The sequence below is a fragment of the Janthinobacterium sp. SUN100 genome, assembly GCF_030397705.1.
GTDB classification, from domain to species: Bacteria; Pseudomonadota; Gammaproteobacteria; order Burkholderiales; family Burkholderiaceae_D; genus Janthinobacterium; species Janthinobacterium kumbetense.
Genome location: NZ_JAPUBU010000003.1, coordinates 634,583 through 650,157, shown reverse-complemented (window position 1 = coordinate 650,157; position 15,575 = coordinate 634,583). Strand labels below are relative to the sequence as shown.

Here is a 15,575-nt window from a genome sequence, read left to right as displayed (position 1 = left end):
CCACTTTGCACCCTGAAGTGACCGTCTGCGCGGCGTTTCAGGCGGCTACCGGATAGCAGAATTGTAGTTCTACCCTACAACATTTGTTCCGATAGCTCAATCAGAAAAGTGGGGCGGCTACACCAGGGTCACTTAATTGGCAATTTGGTCGTGTTTTTGACCTCTTCCATGACGGCATAAGTGTGGGTTTCCCGCACACCTTTCTGCAACAGCGTCTTGCCCAGGAATTCGCGGTAGGCGGCCATGTCCTTGACGCGCGCCTTGACCAGGTAATCGAAACCGCCGGCCACCATGTGACATTCCAGTACCTCTGGAATGATTTGTACGCTATGCTTGAAGGCGTCGAACACTTCCGGTGTCGTGCGATCGAGCACCACTTCGATGAACACCAGCAGCGACACGTCGAGCAGCTGCGGGTTCAACTGGGCCGTATAGCCCATGATGTAACCGGATTCGTGCAACTTGCGCACGCGCTCCAGGCAGGCGGCCGGCGACAGGTTCACGCGCGCGGCCAGCTCCACATTGCTGATGCGTCCATCGCTCTGCAATTCCATCAAGATTTTCTTACTGATCTTGTCCAGCATTACCATCACCCCCAAATTAATATTATTTGGTTAAATTGTCGCATCAAAAACTATCTATTGCTAGTCCCCTGTATTACCAGAATTAATCCATAAGAATCCCCTTTACAATCGAATCATCTTAACGTCCGACTTTCTGTATTTTTTTGCACCAAAAAAGAGCAAGAATTACGTCAGTTTTCGTCCCCTTTTCCTTGTAAAGAGCACTTATGCACCCTGCAGGCCCCTCGGCTTTTACCCCGATTCCTTTTGCTGCGTTCCAGGCAGAAATCCTGCCCGAAGCGACACCACAACGCGCCGCCGTCACCGCCGCCTATAGGCGCGATGAGGTTTCCGCCGTGCAGTGGCTGTTGCAACAAGTCCGCCCCAGCAGCACCGAAACGACGGCCGAAGGGCAAGCCCTGGCGCACCGCCTGGTCTCGAACGTGCGCCAAAAACGCACACGCGCCTCCGGCGTCGATGCACTGATGCACGAGTTCTCGCTATCGTCGGAAGAGGGTGTTGCATTGATGTGTCTGGCTGAAGCGCTGTTGCGTATACCCGACAGTCAAACGGCCGACCGTCTGATCGCCGACAAAATCAGCAAGGGCGACTGGAAGAAACATCTGGGCGAATCGCCGTCGCTGTTCGTCAACGCGGCCACCTGGGGCTTGCTGATCACGGGCAAACTGGTCAGTACCAGCAGCGAATCGGGCCTCGGTTCGGCCATGACCAAGCTCATCGCCAAAGGCGGCGAACCGCTGATCCGCAAGGGCGTCGACCTGGCCATGCGCATGCTGGGCAACCAGTTCGTGACGGGCCAGACCATCGAGGAAGCGTTGAAGAACAGCCGCGACAACGAAACGCGCGGCTACCGCTACTCGTACGACATGCTGGGCGAGGCGGCCCTGACGCAGCAGGACGCGGCCAACTACTACGCCTCGTACGAAACGGCGATCCATGCCATCGGCAAGGCCTCGAACGGCCGCGGCATCCGCAACGGCCCCGGCATTTCCGTGAAACTATCGGCCCTGCACGCGCGCTACAGCCGCGCCCAGCGTGCCCGCGTCCTGGAAGAATTGTTGCCAAAAGTCAAAGCGCTGCTGTTGCTGGCCAAACAGTACAACATCGGCTTCAACATCGATGCGGAAGAGACGGACCGCCTGGAACTGTCGCTCGACCTGATGGAAGCACTTGCCTTTGATACAGATTTGGCCGGCTTCGACGGCATCGGCTACGTGGTGCAGGCGTACCAGAAGCGTTGCCCGTTCGCCATCGATTTCCTGATCGACCTGGCGCGCCGCAGCGGCCGCAAGTTCATGGTGCGCCTGGTGAAGGGCGCGTATTGGGATGCGGAAGTCAAGCGCGCGCAAGTCGACGGCCAGGAAGGCTATCCCGTCTACACGCGCAAGGTCTACACGGACGTCTCTTACCTCGTGTGCGCGCAAAAACTGCTGGCGGCCAGCAGCCTGATCTATCCACAGTTTGCCACGCATAACGCGCAAACCCTGTCGACCATCTACACGTGGGCGAAACGCGACGGCATTACCGACTACGAATTCCAGTGCCTGCACGGCATGGGCGAGACCTTGTACGACCAGGTCGTCGGCCCCGACAACCTCGACAAGCCGTGCCGCATCTACGCCCCCGTCGGCTCGCATGAAACCCTGCTGGCCTACCTGGTGCGCCGCCTGCTGGAAAACGGCGCCAACTCGTCCTTCGTCAACCAGATCGTCGACGAAAGCGTGGCCATCGATAGCCTGATCCGCGATCCGCTGGAACAGGCGCGCCTGCAGGGCGGCTTGCCGCACCCGTCGATTCCGCTGCCGCTGGACATGTTTGGCAGCGAACGCAGGAACTCGGCCGGCCTGGACCTGTCGAATGAAGATACTTTGCGCACCCTGGCCACGGGCCTGGCGCAGCAGCAGACGTGGCAGGCCGCGCCGCTGATCGATGGCGCCGTCAGCCTGAACGGCCCCACGCACATGCTGCACAACCCGGCCCAGCACGACGACGTCGTGGGCAAGGTCATGGAAGCCGGTCAAGCCGACGTGGAAACGGCCCTGGCCAGCGCCAGCGCCTTCGCCATGGATTGGCAAACCACGGAACCGTCGCTCCGCGCGCAAGCGTTATTGCGCGCGGCCGACCTGTTCGAGGAACACCATATCGAGCTGATGGCCCTGGCCGTGCGCGAAGCGGGCAAGTCCCTGCCGAACGCGATCGCGGAAATCCGCGAAGCCGTCGACTTCCTGCGTTACTACGCGGCGCAGGTGGAACACGCGCCGAATACCCTGGCGCTGGGGCCCGTCACCTGCATCAGCCCGTGGAATTTCCCATTGGCCATCTTTACGGGCCAGCTGGCCGCCGCCCTGGCGGCGGGCAACGTGGTGCTGGCCAAGCCGGCCGAGCAAACGCCGCTGATCGCCCACCGCGCCGTGCAATTGCTGCATGCGGCGGGCGTGCCGCGCGGCGCGCTGCAATTCTTGCCCGGCAGCGGCGAGATCGTCGGCGCCGGCCTGTGCAATGACACGCGCGTGAAAGGCGTGATTTTCACGGGCTCGACGGAAGTGGCGCAATTGATCAACCGCAACCTGACCGCGCGTGCCGTGGCCGAAGGCATCGATATTCCCCTGATCGCCGAAACGGGTGGCCAGAATGCCCTGATCGTCGATTCGTCCGCCTTGCCGGAGCAAGTGGTGCAGGATGTGATGTCGTCCGCTTTCGACAGCGCCGGCCAGCGCTGCTCGGCCTTGCGCGTGCTGTTCCTGCAAACGGAAATCGCCGACAAGACCATCCACATGCTCAAGGGCGCCATGCAGGAATTGCGTGTTGGCAATCCTGACCGCCTGGCCACGGATATCGGTCCCGTCATCGATGCGGAAGCGCAAGGTAACTTGCTGGCGCACATCAACAAGATGAAAACCATGGCCATCGACCATTATTCGCTCGATTTGCCGACCGTCAAAGGCACGTTTGTCGCCCCGACCGTGCTGGAAATCAAGTCGCTGGCGCAATTGACGCAGGAAGTCTTCGGCCCCGTGCTGCACGTGATCCGCTACAAGCGGTCCGAACTGCCGCAACTGGTGCAATCGATCAATGACAGCGGTTACGGCTTGACCCTGGGCATCCATACGCGCATCGATGAAACCATCGACTTCATTACCAAGCGCGCGCACGTGGGCAATATTTATGTGAACCGCAACATCGTGGGCGCCGTCGTCGGCGTGCAACCGTTCGGCGGCGAAGGCAAGTCCGGCACCGGCCCCAAGGCGGGCGGCCCCCTGTACCTGAAACGCTTGCAGCGCAATGCGCCGGCCGGCGCGCAGCACCAGCGCCAGGCGCCGCCGGCCCTCGATGCGCTCACCGTGTGGGCGAAGATGCATGGCCACGACCAGGTGCAGCAACTGGCGCAGGACTATGCGCGCACCACCTTGCTGGGCAGCACCACCGTCTTGCCAGGCCCGACGGGCGAGCGCAATACCCTCAGTTTTGCCGCGCGCGGCACGATTCTGTGCGCGGCGGCAACGTCCGGCACGCTGATGAACCAGCTGGCAGCCGTGCTGGCCACCGGTAACCAGGCCCTCGTGCTGGCGCAAGCGCCGGATCTGATCCCCGGCGACTTGCCGGCCGCGCTGAAGGACCGCATCCAGGTCGTCAACAGCCTGGAGTCCGTCAAGCATGATTTCCAGATCGCCATGATCGAGCCTTGCCTCGATGGCCAGCTCAAACCGCTGCTGGCGGCACGGGAAGGGGCCCTGGTGGGCACCATCGCCACCACGCAAGAGGGTGTCATCCCCCTGTGGCGCCTGGTCGCTGAGCGGGCGCTGTGCGTGAATACGACGGCGGCTGGCGGTAACGCCAGTCTGATGATGCTCAGCGTCTAAAGGAACCTGAGAAAAAGTCCATGGCGTTGTTGCCTTGCCTGGCCGTACATTCGTACTGCCTGCGGCAAGGCGCCTAGCCCTGAACATTTTTCAGGCTCCTTTATTGAAAAATAAGAAGGGCGGAACCAGTGGTTCTGCCCTTTTTTTATGCACGCTAGCTGAAAAATCAGTTAGCCAGGCGCTGGCATAGCTGCTGAATCACCGTCAACGCGTACGGCGAAGCGACGGTTTGCACGAAACGCATGAAGTCGACGGCCGCCTCTTCGTTGGCGTTGTCGGAAATGGTGCGCATGACCGTAAACGGTACGCCCAGTTCAAAACACACTTGCGCCACGGCGGCGCCTTCCATTTCGACGGCCAGCAGGTCGGGGATATCAACTTTGAGCTGGTTCACATGCGCGGCGCTGCTGATGAACTGGTCGCCGCTGGCGATCAGGCCGCGGTGCACTTGCGCGTGTTGCAGACGGAATTGCGCAATATCCGCCGCCTTGAGCACGCTGGACACATCGTCACGCAGGAAATCTTCCGCGGCGGCAGCCAGTTGCGTGCTCAGTTGCAGGTCCGTGGCAAAGCGCTGCAGTCCCGTCAGCGGCACTTCGAAGCGGGGAAACAAGGGACGGGCGTCCATATCGTGCTGCAACAGCGCTTCGGCCACGACGATATCGCCGACTTTCACGTGTTTATCCCCACTGCCGGCCACGCCGGTGAAGACGATGTGGGTAACTCCGTACTTTTCCACAAGGATAGAAGCTGTCATGGCAGCGGCAACCTTGCCCAGACGCGACAGGACGCACACAGCGTCGATATTCCACAGGGTTCCCAGGGTGTAGTCGCGCATGCCGTGCGAACGCCTCTGGGGGCCTTGCATGGCTTCTACCAGCCCCTGCTGTTCTTCGTGCAAGGCACTGATGATGCCTAAACGCATTTTTTTGTGTGAATTCATGCTGTTTTTACAGGTTTTTTGGATTGCCAAACGGTTTACAGGGTGAAAACAGCTATTTCGGTGACTTTTCCACCGTTCGCGTTTGTCTCTGTGTTTTAAATAAAGATGTATACATAAAAATAGTAGTGATAGTAAACGGCCATTTTTTTGTGGATAAGTCGGTATACCGTATAAAAATCATCGACTTGGCGCACAAAAAAGTAGGCGCACAAGCATTGTATCTACGGAGGACTTGTTTGGGATAAAAATCGGGCTGTGGACAAAGATCGACTTTTCCCACATCTCATCCTGTGGATATGCAGGCACTTATCCACAGCAGCAAGCAAAAATCACGGATTTTCTTGCTGTAGTGGCATGTTTGACGTGTTTCGTTTGCCTTGATCCTTGCCTGGCAATCCTGGTTGAGCAACCACGAGCGTTGTTCTTTCACGGACCTTGGCATCCAGGTGATTCCTGGAAGACGGTTTGGCAGTGGGTCGCGATGTCGCCGTTGGCTTTTTTTTTGGCGGTTTTTGCATGCTTTTTAGAAATATCCCCGGACTTCCGCTTTTTTTGTCGGTTTACAATAGATCTATATATAAAAATAGTAGTAATAGTAAACGCGTTTTTTTCTGTGGATAAGTCGCTTTTTTTCAACAGGATCAATCGTTTACGCGCAAAATAAAGCGTGCATAATCGCTGTATCACGCGAGGAGCAAAATTGTATAAAATGCGGGCCTGCGCAAAAGTTCGTGTTTACGCACAAGTCATCCTGTGGATATCAAGTGACTTATCCACAATCGTCTCAAATTCCCCCTCTCTTTCACATCGAACCGCTTGCTGGCACTGTGCCTGCTCAAGCCTGTTGACGTTTCCATTTTGCAAAACGGTTTGGCAGTGCTGTGCGCGTGATGCCGGCCGTGCCGGTTTTCGTCGCGCAGTTGTTGGCTCCATTTTTTTTTTGCAGACAGGCTGGCGTAGCTTCTTGACGGCGAAGGGCAGGCAAAGCGCGCGTTGTCGGGTTTACCTTAACAAGTTCGTATACAAGAATAGTAATAGTAGTTAACGGCGACATCTTCTGTGGATAAGTCCGGATTTATCCTTGTAAACAATCGCTTGGCGTACGGATAAACGCTGAGTAAGGGTTGTATCTGCCGGGGATGGTTTTGGGATAAAAAAAAGGCCTCCAAAAAAATTTTCGTTTACGCACATATCGTACCTGTGGATATCCATACGGTTATCCACAGCTTGGCGACCCTGTTTTTGAGCTTGCCGTGACGTTCGGCCGTATCGCGGGCCACGATTAATGTCGCCCTGGCCCGGCACTGGTGGTAATCTCAAGGCGGCTCAGCAGCCATGCATGCATGAAGAAAGACAGACTCTGGTACAGGGACGCGGCGGGGAGACACGCCGCGCGACAGCTTGATGGCATACCGAAAGGAGCTTCATTGGAATCGGCAGGCGAATACGACTACATCATCGTGGGCGGCGGCACGGCAGGTTGCGTGCTGGCCAACCGGCTCACGCGCGACAAGGATGCCAACGTTTTGCTCGTGGAAGCGGGCGGCAAGGACGATTACGTGTGGATCCACATCCCCGTCGGCTATCTGCATTGCATCGGCAATCCCCGCACGGACTGGCTGTATTCCACGCAGGCGGATGCGGGCCTGGGCGGGCGCAGCCTGATCTATCCACGCGGAAAAGTCCTGGGCGGCAGCTCTTCCATCAACGGCATGATCTACATGCGCGGCCAGGCGGGCGATTACGACCACTGGGCCGACCTGACGGACGACGCTTCCTGGCGCTGGGACAAAGTCTTGCCGCTTTTCAAACAAAGCGAGGATTATTACGGCGGCGCCTCGGAAAACCACGGCGTGGGCGGCGAATGGCGCGTGGAAAAACAGCGCCTGTCCTGGGATATCCTGAACGCATTCCGCGATGCGGCGCAGCAGGTCGGCATCCCGAAAACCAGCGATTTCAATGGCGGCGACAATAGCGGCAGCGCATATTTCGACGTCAACCAGCGCCGCGGCATCCGCTGGAATACCTCAAAAGCGTTCTTGAAACCGGCATCGCGCCGCCCGAACCTGACCATCATGACGGGTTGCCACGTGGAACGTCTGTTGCTGGAAACGACGGACGCGGGACCGCGCTGCGCGGGCATCGTGTTTACGGGCGGCGGCACGCAGTGGCAGGCGACGGCCCGGCGGGAAACCCTGCTGACGGCCGGCGCCATCGGTTCGCCGCAATTGCTGCAATTGTCCGGCATCGGCCCGGCCGCCTTGCTGCAGCAGCATGGGATTGTCCCAGTGCTCGATGCGGCCGGCGTGGGCGGCAATTTGCAGGATCATTTGCAGCTGCGCATGGTTTACAAGGTGCAGGGCGTGAAAACCTTGAATGTGATGGCCAGCAATATCGTGGGAAAAATGCAGATCGGCTTGCAATATGCGCTGTTCCAGAGCGGGCCCATGTCGATGGCGCCGTCGCAGCTGGGAGCGTTTGCCAAGTCCGATCCGCAGCAAGCCACGCCGAACCTGCAATATCACGTGCAGCCGCTGTCGCTGGATAAATTCGGCGAACCGTTGCACTCTTTTCCCGCGTTTACTGCCAGCGTGTGCAATCTGCGCCCCACCTCGCGCGGCCACGTGCATATCGCGTCGGGCGACAGTTATGCGGCGCCGAAGATCGTGCCCAATTACCTGAGTACCGAGCAGGACCGCGCCGTGGCGGCCGACGCCTTGCGCCTGACGCGGGCCATCGCCGCCGCGCCGGCGTTAAGTAAGTTTGCGCCAGAAGAGTACAAGCCCGGCGTGCAATTCCAGAGCCAGGAAGAACTGGCGCAGGCGGCCAGCCAGATCGGCACCACCATCTTTCACCCCGTCGGTACTTGCCGCATGGGCCTGGCCAGCGATCCCTTGAGCGTGGTCGACAGCCAGCTGCGCGTGCTCGGCGTAGCCGGCTTGCGCGTCGTCGATGCATCGGTCATGCCGTACATTACTTCTGGTAATACGAACTCGCCCACCGTGATGATCGCGGAAAAAGCGGCGCAAATGATACACGCGGCCTGGAAATAGCTGGGCAAGCGTGCGAGTTTGCGCCATTCGGGCCGGCGAAAAATCCCCGTAGTTATACTGTATTGTGCGTTAAATTTAAGTTGTGTATTATAAAAATGACTAAGTAGTACAAAAAGTACAACTAGGAGACACGATGTCAAACGTAATCTTGGAAACAAGAAATTTGACCAAGGAATTCAAGGGATTCACCGCTGTGAGCGAGGTGAACCTGAAGGTAGAGCGGGGCCATATCCACGCCTTGATCGGACCGAACGGCGCCGGCAAGACCACGTGTTTCAACTTGCTCACCAAATTCCTGGTCCCCACTTCCGGACAGATCCTGTTCAATGGGAAAGATATCACGGCCGCCAAACCGGCCCAGATCGCGCGCATGGGCGTGATCCGTTCCTTCCAGATTTCCGCCGTCTTCCCGCATTTATCCGTGTTGCAAAATGTGCGCATCGGCTTGCAGCGCCAGCTCGGCACCTCGTTTCACTTCTGGCAAAGCGAACGCGCATTGAACCAGCTCAACGACCGCGCCATGGCCTTGCTGGCCGAAGTCGACCTGACGGAGTTTGCCGACACCATCACGGTCGACATGCCGTACGGCCGCAAGCGGGCGCTGGAAATTGCCACCACCCTGGCGATGGAGCCGGAAATGATGCTGCTCGATGAACCGACGCAAGGCATGGGCCACGAAGACGTGCACCGCGTGACGGAACTGATTAAAAAAGTGTCGGCTGGCCGCACGATTTTGATGGTGGAACACAATATGAGCGTGGTTTCCGGCATCTGCGACAAGATTTCTGTCTTGCAGCGTGGCGCCATGCTGGCCGAAGGCAGTTACGCGGAAGTGTCGCGCAATCCGCAAGTGATGGAAGCGTACATGGGCACCACCCACGCGGAACTGGAAGGGGCGCATTGATGGCGACACGAGCGAATGGCAGCGCACCCGCGCTGGAAATTGCACAACTGCACACCTGGTATGGCGAATCGCACATCCTGCACGACGTGAACCTGAAAGTGGAACAGGGCGAAGTGGTGACCTTGCTGGGCCGCAACGGCGCCGGCCGCACCACCACCTTGCGCGCCATCATGGGGCTGACGGGCGCACGCACGGGCTCCATCAAGGTCAACGGCGTCGAAGCGATAGGTTTGGCCACGCACAAAATCGCCCACCTGGGCATCGGGTATTGTCCTGAAGAGCGCGGTATTTTTTCTTCGCTGTCGACGGAGGAAAACCTGTTGCTGCCGCCGACCCTGGCCAGCGGCGAGAAGGGCATGTCGGTGGAGGAAATCTACGCCATGTTCCCGAACTTGCAGGAACGCCGCCACAGCCAGGGCACGCGCCTGTCGGGTGGAGAACAGCAGATGCTGGCCGTGGCGCGCATCCTGCGCACGGGCGCGCGTTTGCTGCTGCTCGATGAAATTTCCGAAGGCCTGGCGCCCGTCATCGTGCAAGGCTTGGCGCGCATGATCACCACCCTGAAAGCAAAGGGTTACACCATCGTCATGGTGGAACAGAATTTCCGGTTTGCCGCGCCGCTGGCGGACCGGTTTTATGTGATGGAGCACGGTCAGATCGTCGAGACTTTTGCTGCATCCGAACTGGAGGCCAAGATGCCGGTATTGACCGAGCTGCTTGGCGTGTAGTCCCCATGTAGTCTGTTGTACTCGTCATCGTCCAGCAATCGACTGAATAGCAAACAATAATCCCAACGGAGACACTATGAAACGTAACGCTATCGCCATTGCCACCGCCACTCTTTGCGCCCTGGGCTTGTCCAGCGCCGCGCACGCCCAGGTATCGGGCGACACCATCAAGATCGGTTTTATTTCCGACATGTCGGGCGTGTATTCCGACGTCGACGGCCTCGGTGGCGCGGAAGCCATCAAGATGGCGATCGCCGATGCCGGCGTGGTACTGGCCGGCAAAAAGGTGGAATTCATTTCCGCCGACCATCAAAACAAGGCCGACATCGCCGCCTCGAAGGCGCGCGAATGGTTCGACCAGCAGGGCGTCGACATGCTGATCGGCGGCACCAATTCCGGCGCCAGCCTGGCCATGGCCAAGGTGGCGGCGGAAAAGAAGAAAATTTTTATCGCCATCGGCGCCGGTTCGTCGCGCCTGACGAATGAGGAATGCACGCCGTACACCGTGCATTATGCGTATGACACGGTGGCGCTGGCGCGCGGCACGGGCGGCACCATCGTCAAGCAGGGCGGCAAGAACTGGTATTTCATGACGGCCGATTATGCGTTTGGCCATTCGCTGGAAAAAGACACGGCCGAGGTCGTCAAGGCGGCCGGCGGCAAGGTGCTGGGCAGCGTCAAGCATCCGCTGGGCGCCTCGGATTTCTCGTCCTTCCTGCTGCAGGCGCAAGCGGCAAAACCGCAAATCCTCGGCCTGGCCAATGCCGGTGGCGACGCCATCAACAGCATCAAGGCGGCCAACGAGTTCGGCTTGACGAAATCGATGAAGCTGGCCGGCTTGCTGATCTTCATCAATGATATCCATTCGCTGGGCTTGAACTTGACGCAGGGCATGTACCTGACGGACGGCTGGTACTGGGACTTGAATGCGGAGACGCGCGCCTGGTCGAAACGCTATTTCGCCAAGATGAAGAAGGAACCGTCGATGCTGCAGGCGGCCGATTACTCGGCCGCGGCGAACTACCTGAAAGCCGTCAAGGCGCTGGGTACGGACGACACGGAAAAGGTCATGGCCTATCTGAAAAAGACCAAGATCAACGACATGTTTACCCAGAATGGCGAAGTGCGTCCCGATGGCCGCATGGTGCACGATATGTATTTGATGGAAGTCAAGAAACCGTCCGAGTCGAAGTATCCATGGGATTACTACAAGGTGGTCGCCACCGTGCCCGGTGCGCAAGCGTATGTGACCAAGGCCGAGTCGAAGTGTTCGCTGTGGAAGTAATGCTGTAGCAATCTCTACAGAGTGCCCGCCGCTGCGCGGGTGCTCTGTCCTGCACGCTTCGCCCGCAGGGTTCGCCTTGCGCCGCCGCTCCCGTTTGCGGTGACGCGTTTCCCTTGATACCACACCGCTACCCGGCGGTGCTTTTTATACTGTGATGCCATGGAAATTTTCGGCGTTCCAATACAAGCGATGATGAGTCAGCTGCTGCTGGGTCTCGTCAACGGCTCGTTCTATGCCATGTTGTCCCTCGGTCTGGCCGTCATCTTCGGCTTGCTTAATGTGATTAATTTCTCGCACGGCGCCATGTACATGATGGGCGCCTTCCTGGCCTGGATGGGCCTCAGCTATTTCGACATTAATTACTGGGCCATGCTGGTCATCGCCCCGATCCTCGTCGGCCTGGTCGGCATCCTGATCGAAAAGACCATGCTGCGCTGGCTGTATAAACTCGACCACCTGTATGGCTTGCTGCTGACCTTCGGCATCACCCTGATCATGGAAGGCGTGTTCCGCTCCTTCTACGGCGTGTCGGGCCAGCCGTATGCCGTGCCCGAAGCACTGGCCGGCGCGACGGACCTCGGTTTCATGATCCTGCCGAACTACCGCGCCTGGGTGGTCATCGCCTCGCTCTCCGTCTGCCTGGCGACCTGGTTCGTCATCGAAAAAACCAAGCTGGGCGCCTACCTGCGGGCCGGGACGGAAAACCCGAAACTGGTGGAAGCGTTCGGCATCAACGTGCCGCTGATGGTGACGTTGACGTTCGGCTTCGGCGTGGCCCTGGCCGGTTTCGCCGGCGTGCTGGCGGCGCCCATCATCCAGGTCTCGCCGCTGATGGGCTCGAACCTGATCATCGTCGTGTTTGCCGTGGTGGTAATTGGCGGCATGGGTTCCATCATGGGCTCCATCCTGACGGGCCTGGGCCTGGGCGTGATCGAGGGCCTGACCCGCGTGTTCTATCCGGAAGGCTCGGCCACCGTGGTGTTCGTGGTGATGGTCATCGTGCTGCTGTTGCGTCCCGCCGGCCTGTTCGGCAAAGAAAAGTAATCCTCATCAGTCATGTATTGGAGCTACCACGATGAATAAGAATGTAGGCTACGCCATTGCCTTGCTGCTGGCGTTGGCGGCCCCGTTTTACGGCTACCCCGTCTTCCTGATGAAGTTGCTGTGCTTTGCCCTGTTTGCCTGCGCTTTCAACTTGCTGATCGGCTACACGGGCTTGCTGTCGTTCGGCCATGCGGCCTTCTTCGGCGGCGCCGGCTACGTCACCGGCTACGCGCTGCGCACCTGGGGTTGGCCAACGGAACTGGGCTTGCTGGCCGGCGTCGTCACGGGCGCCTTGCTGGGCCTGGTGATCGGCGGCCTGGCGATCCGCCGCCAGGGCATCTACTTTACGATGATCACCCTGGCGCTGGCGCAGATGGTGTACTTCCTGGCCTTGCGTCTGCCGTTCACGGGGGGAGAGGATGGCTTGCAAGGTGTTCCACGTGGAACCTTGCTGGGCACGATAGACCTGGGCAATGACACCGTCTTGTATTACGTCGTGCTGGCCATTTTTGTCGCCGGCTTCGCCCTGATCGTGCGCACCATCCACTCGCCGTTCGGACAAGTGCTCAAGGCGATCAAGGAAAACGAACCGCGCGCCATCTCGCTGGGCTACGACGTCAACAAGTACAAGCTGATGGCCATCGTGCTGTCCGCTTCGCTGGCCGCGCTGGCCGGCGCCACCAAGACCCTGGTGCTGGGCTTTGAAACCCTCACCGACGTGTACTGGGGCATGTCGGGCCTGGTCGTGCTGATGACACTGGTGGGCGGCATGGGCACCTTGTCCGGCCCCATCCTCGGCGCCGTCTTGATCATCGCGCTGGAAAACAAGCTGGGCGATGTCGGCACCTACCTGGCCACGCACACGGGCATCGAGTGGTTCGGCACCCTGGGCGAATCGGTGGGCATGGTGACCGGCGTGATCTTCGTCATCTGCGTGCTGATGTTCCGGCGCGGCATCGTCGGCGAAGCCATCGCGCGCTTCGGCGGCAGGCCAGCCAAAGCCGCTGTCTGATTTTCAAGCAACGCCGGACGGATCGTCCGGCGTTTTTCATTGTGCGTCCACTGTTACCTTAACGGAGAGAACCACCATGCAAACGACGATCACGCGCGCGGGGAGCAGCCTGTGCACCCTGCTGGCGTTGGCAGCCTGCGGCAGCAATCATGCACCGGAAGAGCGGAACCAGATACCCGGCTACCTGGGCACCATCACGCGGACCGACTACGACGGCAAGACGAATGATTTGCTCACGGCCGGCCTGGGCAAGACGGGGCTGGCGGGAGCGACTCCCGCGTACGCGAATGTGGAGCAGCCGACGCCGGTCGAATTGCGCCGCAATGCGATCTACGCCAATTACCGCGCCGTGCTCGACATTGCCGCCAACAGTGGCTACGGCACCTTGTACGGACCGAATGTGGATGCGTCCGGGAACGTGGGCACGGGCGAAGGCCTGATCGCCGGTAGCGAATACATCGCGTATGCCGACGATGGCACGGGCAAGAAGAATGTCATCCTGATGGTGCAGGTGCCGGCCAGCTTCGACCCGGACCATGCCTGCATCGTCACGGGCACGTCCAGCGGCTCGCGCGGCATTTACGGCGCCATCGGCAGCTCGGGCGAATGGGGGCTGAAAAAGGGCTGCGCCGTGGCGTATGCCGACAAGGGCTCCGGTACGGGCCTGTATGTGTTTGAAGATGACAGCGTCAACCTGCAGAACGGCGTGCGCGCGGGCAGGGTGGCCGCCGGCAAGAATGCGCTCTTCGCGCCGGACTTGAGCGATGCCGACCGGCTGGCCTGGGCTGCTGCCAACCCGAACCGCATCGCCTTCAAGCATGCGCACTCGCAGCAGAATCCCGAGAAGGATTGGGGCAAGGTCACCCTGCAGGCCATCGAGATGGCGTATTACGTGTTGAACGAACGCTATGGCGTGCTGGCCCGCGACGGCAGTTCGCGCGTCGTGCGGCTGACGCCGAAGAACACCATCACGATTGCGTCCAGCATTTCCAACGGCGCCGGCTCGGCCTTGCTGGCGGCGGAACAGGATAGCAAGGGCTTGATCGGCGGCGTGGCGGCCAGCGAGCCGCAAGTCCAGCCAGCGCCATCGACTGCCTACAGCGTGCGCCAGGGTGGGGCGGTGGTGGCCAATCCGGGCCGCGCGCTGTTCGACTACGCCACCTATGCCGCCCTGTACCAGCCATGCATCGCTTCCGTGGCGGGCAATGCGGGACGCTGCACGGCGCTGGTGAACAAGGGCTTGCTGAACGGCGCCGACCTGGCGGCGCAGCAGGCGGACGCGAAGCAGCGCTTGCGCGCGTATGGCTGGTTAGCGGATTCCGATCCGCTGCAGGCGGCGCACGCGGGCACGAATATCCTCGTGGCCGTCACGTATGCGTATGCCTACGGCAAATTCTCCGTGACCGATAAAGTGTGCGGTTTCACGTTTGCGCAGACGGATCTCAGCGGCAATCCGATCGCGTTTACCACGGCGCAAAAGGCTGTCAGCTTTGCCGCGCAGAGCGGCATCGTGGGCAATGTCGTGTACGAAAACAGCGTGGGCGGCGCCAGGGTGTACACGGCCGGGGTATCACCATCGAGCAGCCTGGCGGACCAGTCGCTCGACGGCTTCCTGTGCCTGCGCAGCCTGGCGACGGGACGCGATGCCGTCAGCAACGCCAACTTGCAGGGTACGCTGGCCGCGCAAAGCGTGCGCGTGCGGGCAGGCATGGCCGAGGTGCAGGCGACGGGCAAACTCAATGGCAAGCCGGCCCTCATCGTGCATGGCCGCAGCGACACCTTGATTCCCGTCAATCACGCCTCGCGCGCCTATCTGGGACTGAACGCAGCGGTGGAAGGGACGAATAGCCGCCTGCGTTATATCGAGGTGACCAACGCCAACCACTTTGATTCCTTCAGCAGCGCCTTGCCGACCCTGATCGTGCCCCTGCACGTGTACCTGAACCGGGCGCTGGACGCCATGTATGCGCACTTGGACGCCAAGCAAGCCTTGCCGCCATCGCAGGTGGTGCGCACGGTGACGCGCGCCGATGCGTCGACCTTGATCACGAATGTCAACGTGCCGGCCATTGCGGCAACGCCGGCGGCCGGCAATGTCATCAGCGTGACGGGCACGGTGGTGGATATTCCCAACTAGCGGCTGCTCGTGGTCGCAAGGCTAG

The 15,575-nt window shown here is 59.8% G+C and carries 10 protein-coding genes; 8 read left to right on the top strand and 2 right to left on the bottom strand.

Features of this window, described 5'->3' with window-relative positions:
* Positions 1 to 128: 128 nt before the first annotated feature.
* Positions 129 to 584 (bottom strand): Lrp/AsnC ligand binding domain-containing protein, encoded by a 456-nt coding sequence (locus tag O0881_RS19455; RefSeq protein WP_010393827.1) that lies wholly within the window; start codon positions 582 to 584, stop codon positions 129 to 131.
* Positions 585 to 790: 206 nt separating this feature from the next.
* Here O0881_RS19455 and putA point away from each other — a divergent pair, with 206 nt between their 5' ends.
* Positions 791 to 4,444: a trifunctional transcriptional regulator/proline dehydrogenase/L-glutamate gamma-semialdehyde dehydrogenase gene (putA, locus tag O0881_RS19450; RefSeq protein WP_289912571.1), complete on the top strand. Its 3,654-nt coding sequence runs from the start codon at positions 791 to 793 to the stop codon at positions 4,442 to 4,444.
* 166 nt (positions 4,445 to 4,610) lie between these two features.
* On the opposite strand, the gene O0881_RS19445 is transcribed toward putA, so the two are convergent.
* Complete coding sequence (locus tag O0881_RS19445; RefSeq protein ID WP_289912570.1) at positions 4,611 to 5,369, bottom strand: 5'-methylthioadenosine/adenosylhomocysteine nucleosidase; 759 nt, start codon at positions 5,367 to 5,369, stop codon at positions 4,611 to 4,613.
* A 1,445-nt stretch (positions 5,370 to 6,814) separates the two neighbouring features.
* Between O0881_RS19445 and O0881_RS19440 the strand changes: the two genes are divergently transcribed.
* The 7 genes from O0881_RS19440 to O0881_RS19410 all read left to right on the top strand — a co-directional run bounded on the left by O0881_RS19440 (position 6,815) and on the right by O0881_RS19410 (position 15,550).
* On the top strand, positions 6,815 to 8,440 hold the full coding sequence (locus O0881_RS19440) for a GMC family oxidoreductase N-terminal domain-containing protein (RefSeq protein WP_289912569.1): 1,626 nt from the start codon (positions 6,815 to 6,817) through the stop codon (positions 8,438 to 8,440).
* A gap of 133 nt (positions 8,441 to 8,573) precedes the next feature.
* Complete coding sequence (locus O0881_RS19435; RefSeq protein ID WP_035823437.1) at positions 8,574 to 9,344, top strand: ABC transporter ATP-binding protein; 771 nt, start codon at positions 8,574 to 8,576, stop codon at positions 9,342 to 9,344.
* The gene (locus O0881_RS19430) at positions 9,344 to 10,072 is read left to right on the top strand and encodes an ABC transporter ATP-binding protein (RefSeq protein ID WP_077398364.1); all 729 of its coding nucleotides are present in this window, start codon (positions 9,344 to 9,346) and stop codon (positions 10,070 to 10,072) included. The genes O0881_RS19435 and O0881_RS19430 overlap by 1 nt, the downstream gene beginning before the upstream one ends.
* Before the next feature lie 76 nt (positions 10,073 to 10,148).
* Positions 10,149 to 11,357, top strand: coding sequence for an ABC transporter substrate-binding protein (locus tag O0881_RS19425; RefSeq protein WP_099665952.1), 1,209 nt, complete (start codon positions 10,149 to 10,151; stop codon positions 11,355 to 11,357).
* 159 nt (positions 11,358 to 11,516) lie between these two features.
* Entirely contained in the window at positions 11,517 to 12,401 is an 885-nt protein-coding gene (locus tag O0881_RS19420) for a branched-chain amino acid ABC transporter permease (RefSeq protein ID WP_034752662.1), read from the top strand.
* A gap of 31 nt (positions 12,402 to 12,432) precedes the next feature.
* Positions 12,433 to 13,413, top strand: coding sequence for a branched-chain amino acid ABC transporter permease (locus O0881_RS19415; RefSeq protein ID WP_099665951.1), 981 nt, complete (start codon positions 12,433 to 12,435; stop codon positions 13,411 to 13,413).
* A 76-nt stretch (positions 13,414 to 13,489) separates the two neighbouring features.
* Complete coding sequence (locus tag O0881_RS19410; protein WP_289912568.1) at positions 13,490 to 15,550, top strand: 3-hydroxybutyrate oligomer hydrolase family protein; 2,061 nt, start codon at positions 13,490 to 13,492, stop codon at positions 15,548 to 15,550.
* The last annotated feature ends 25 nt before the right edge of the window (positions 15,551 to 15,575 follow it).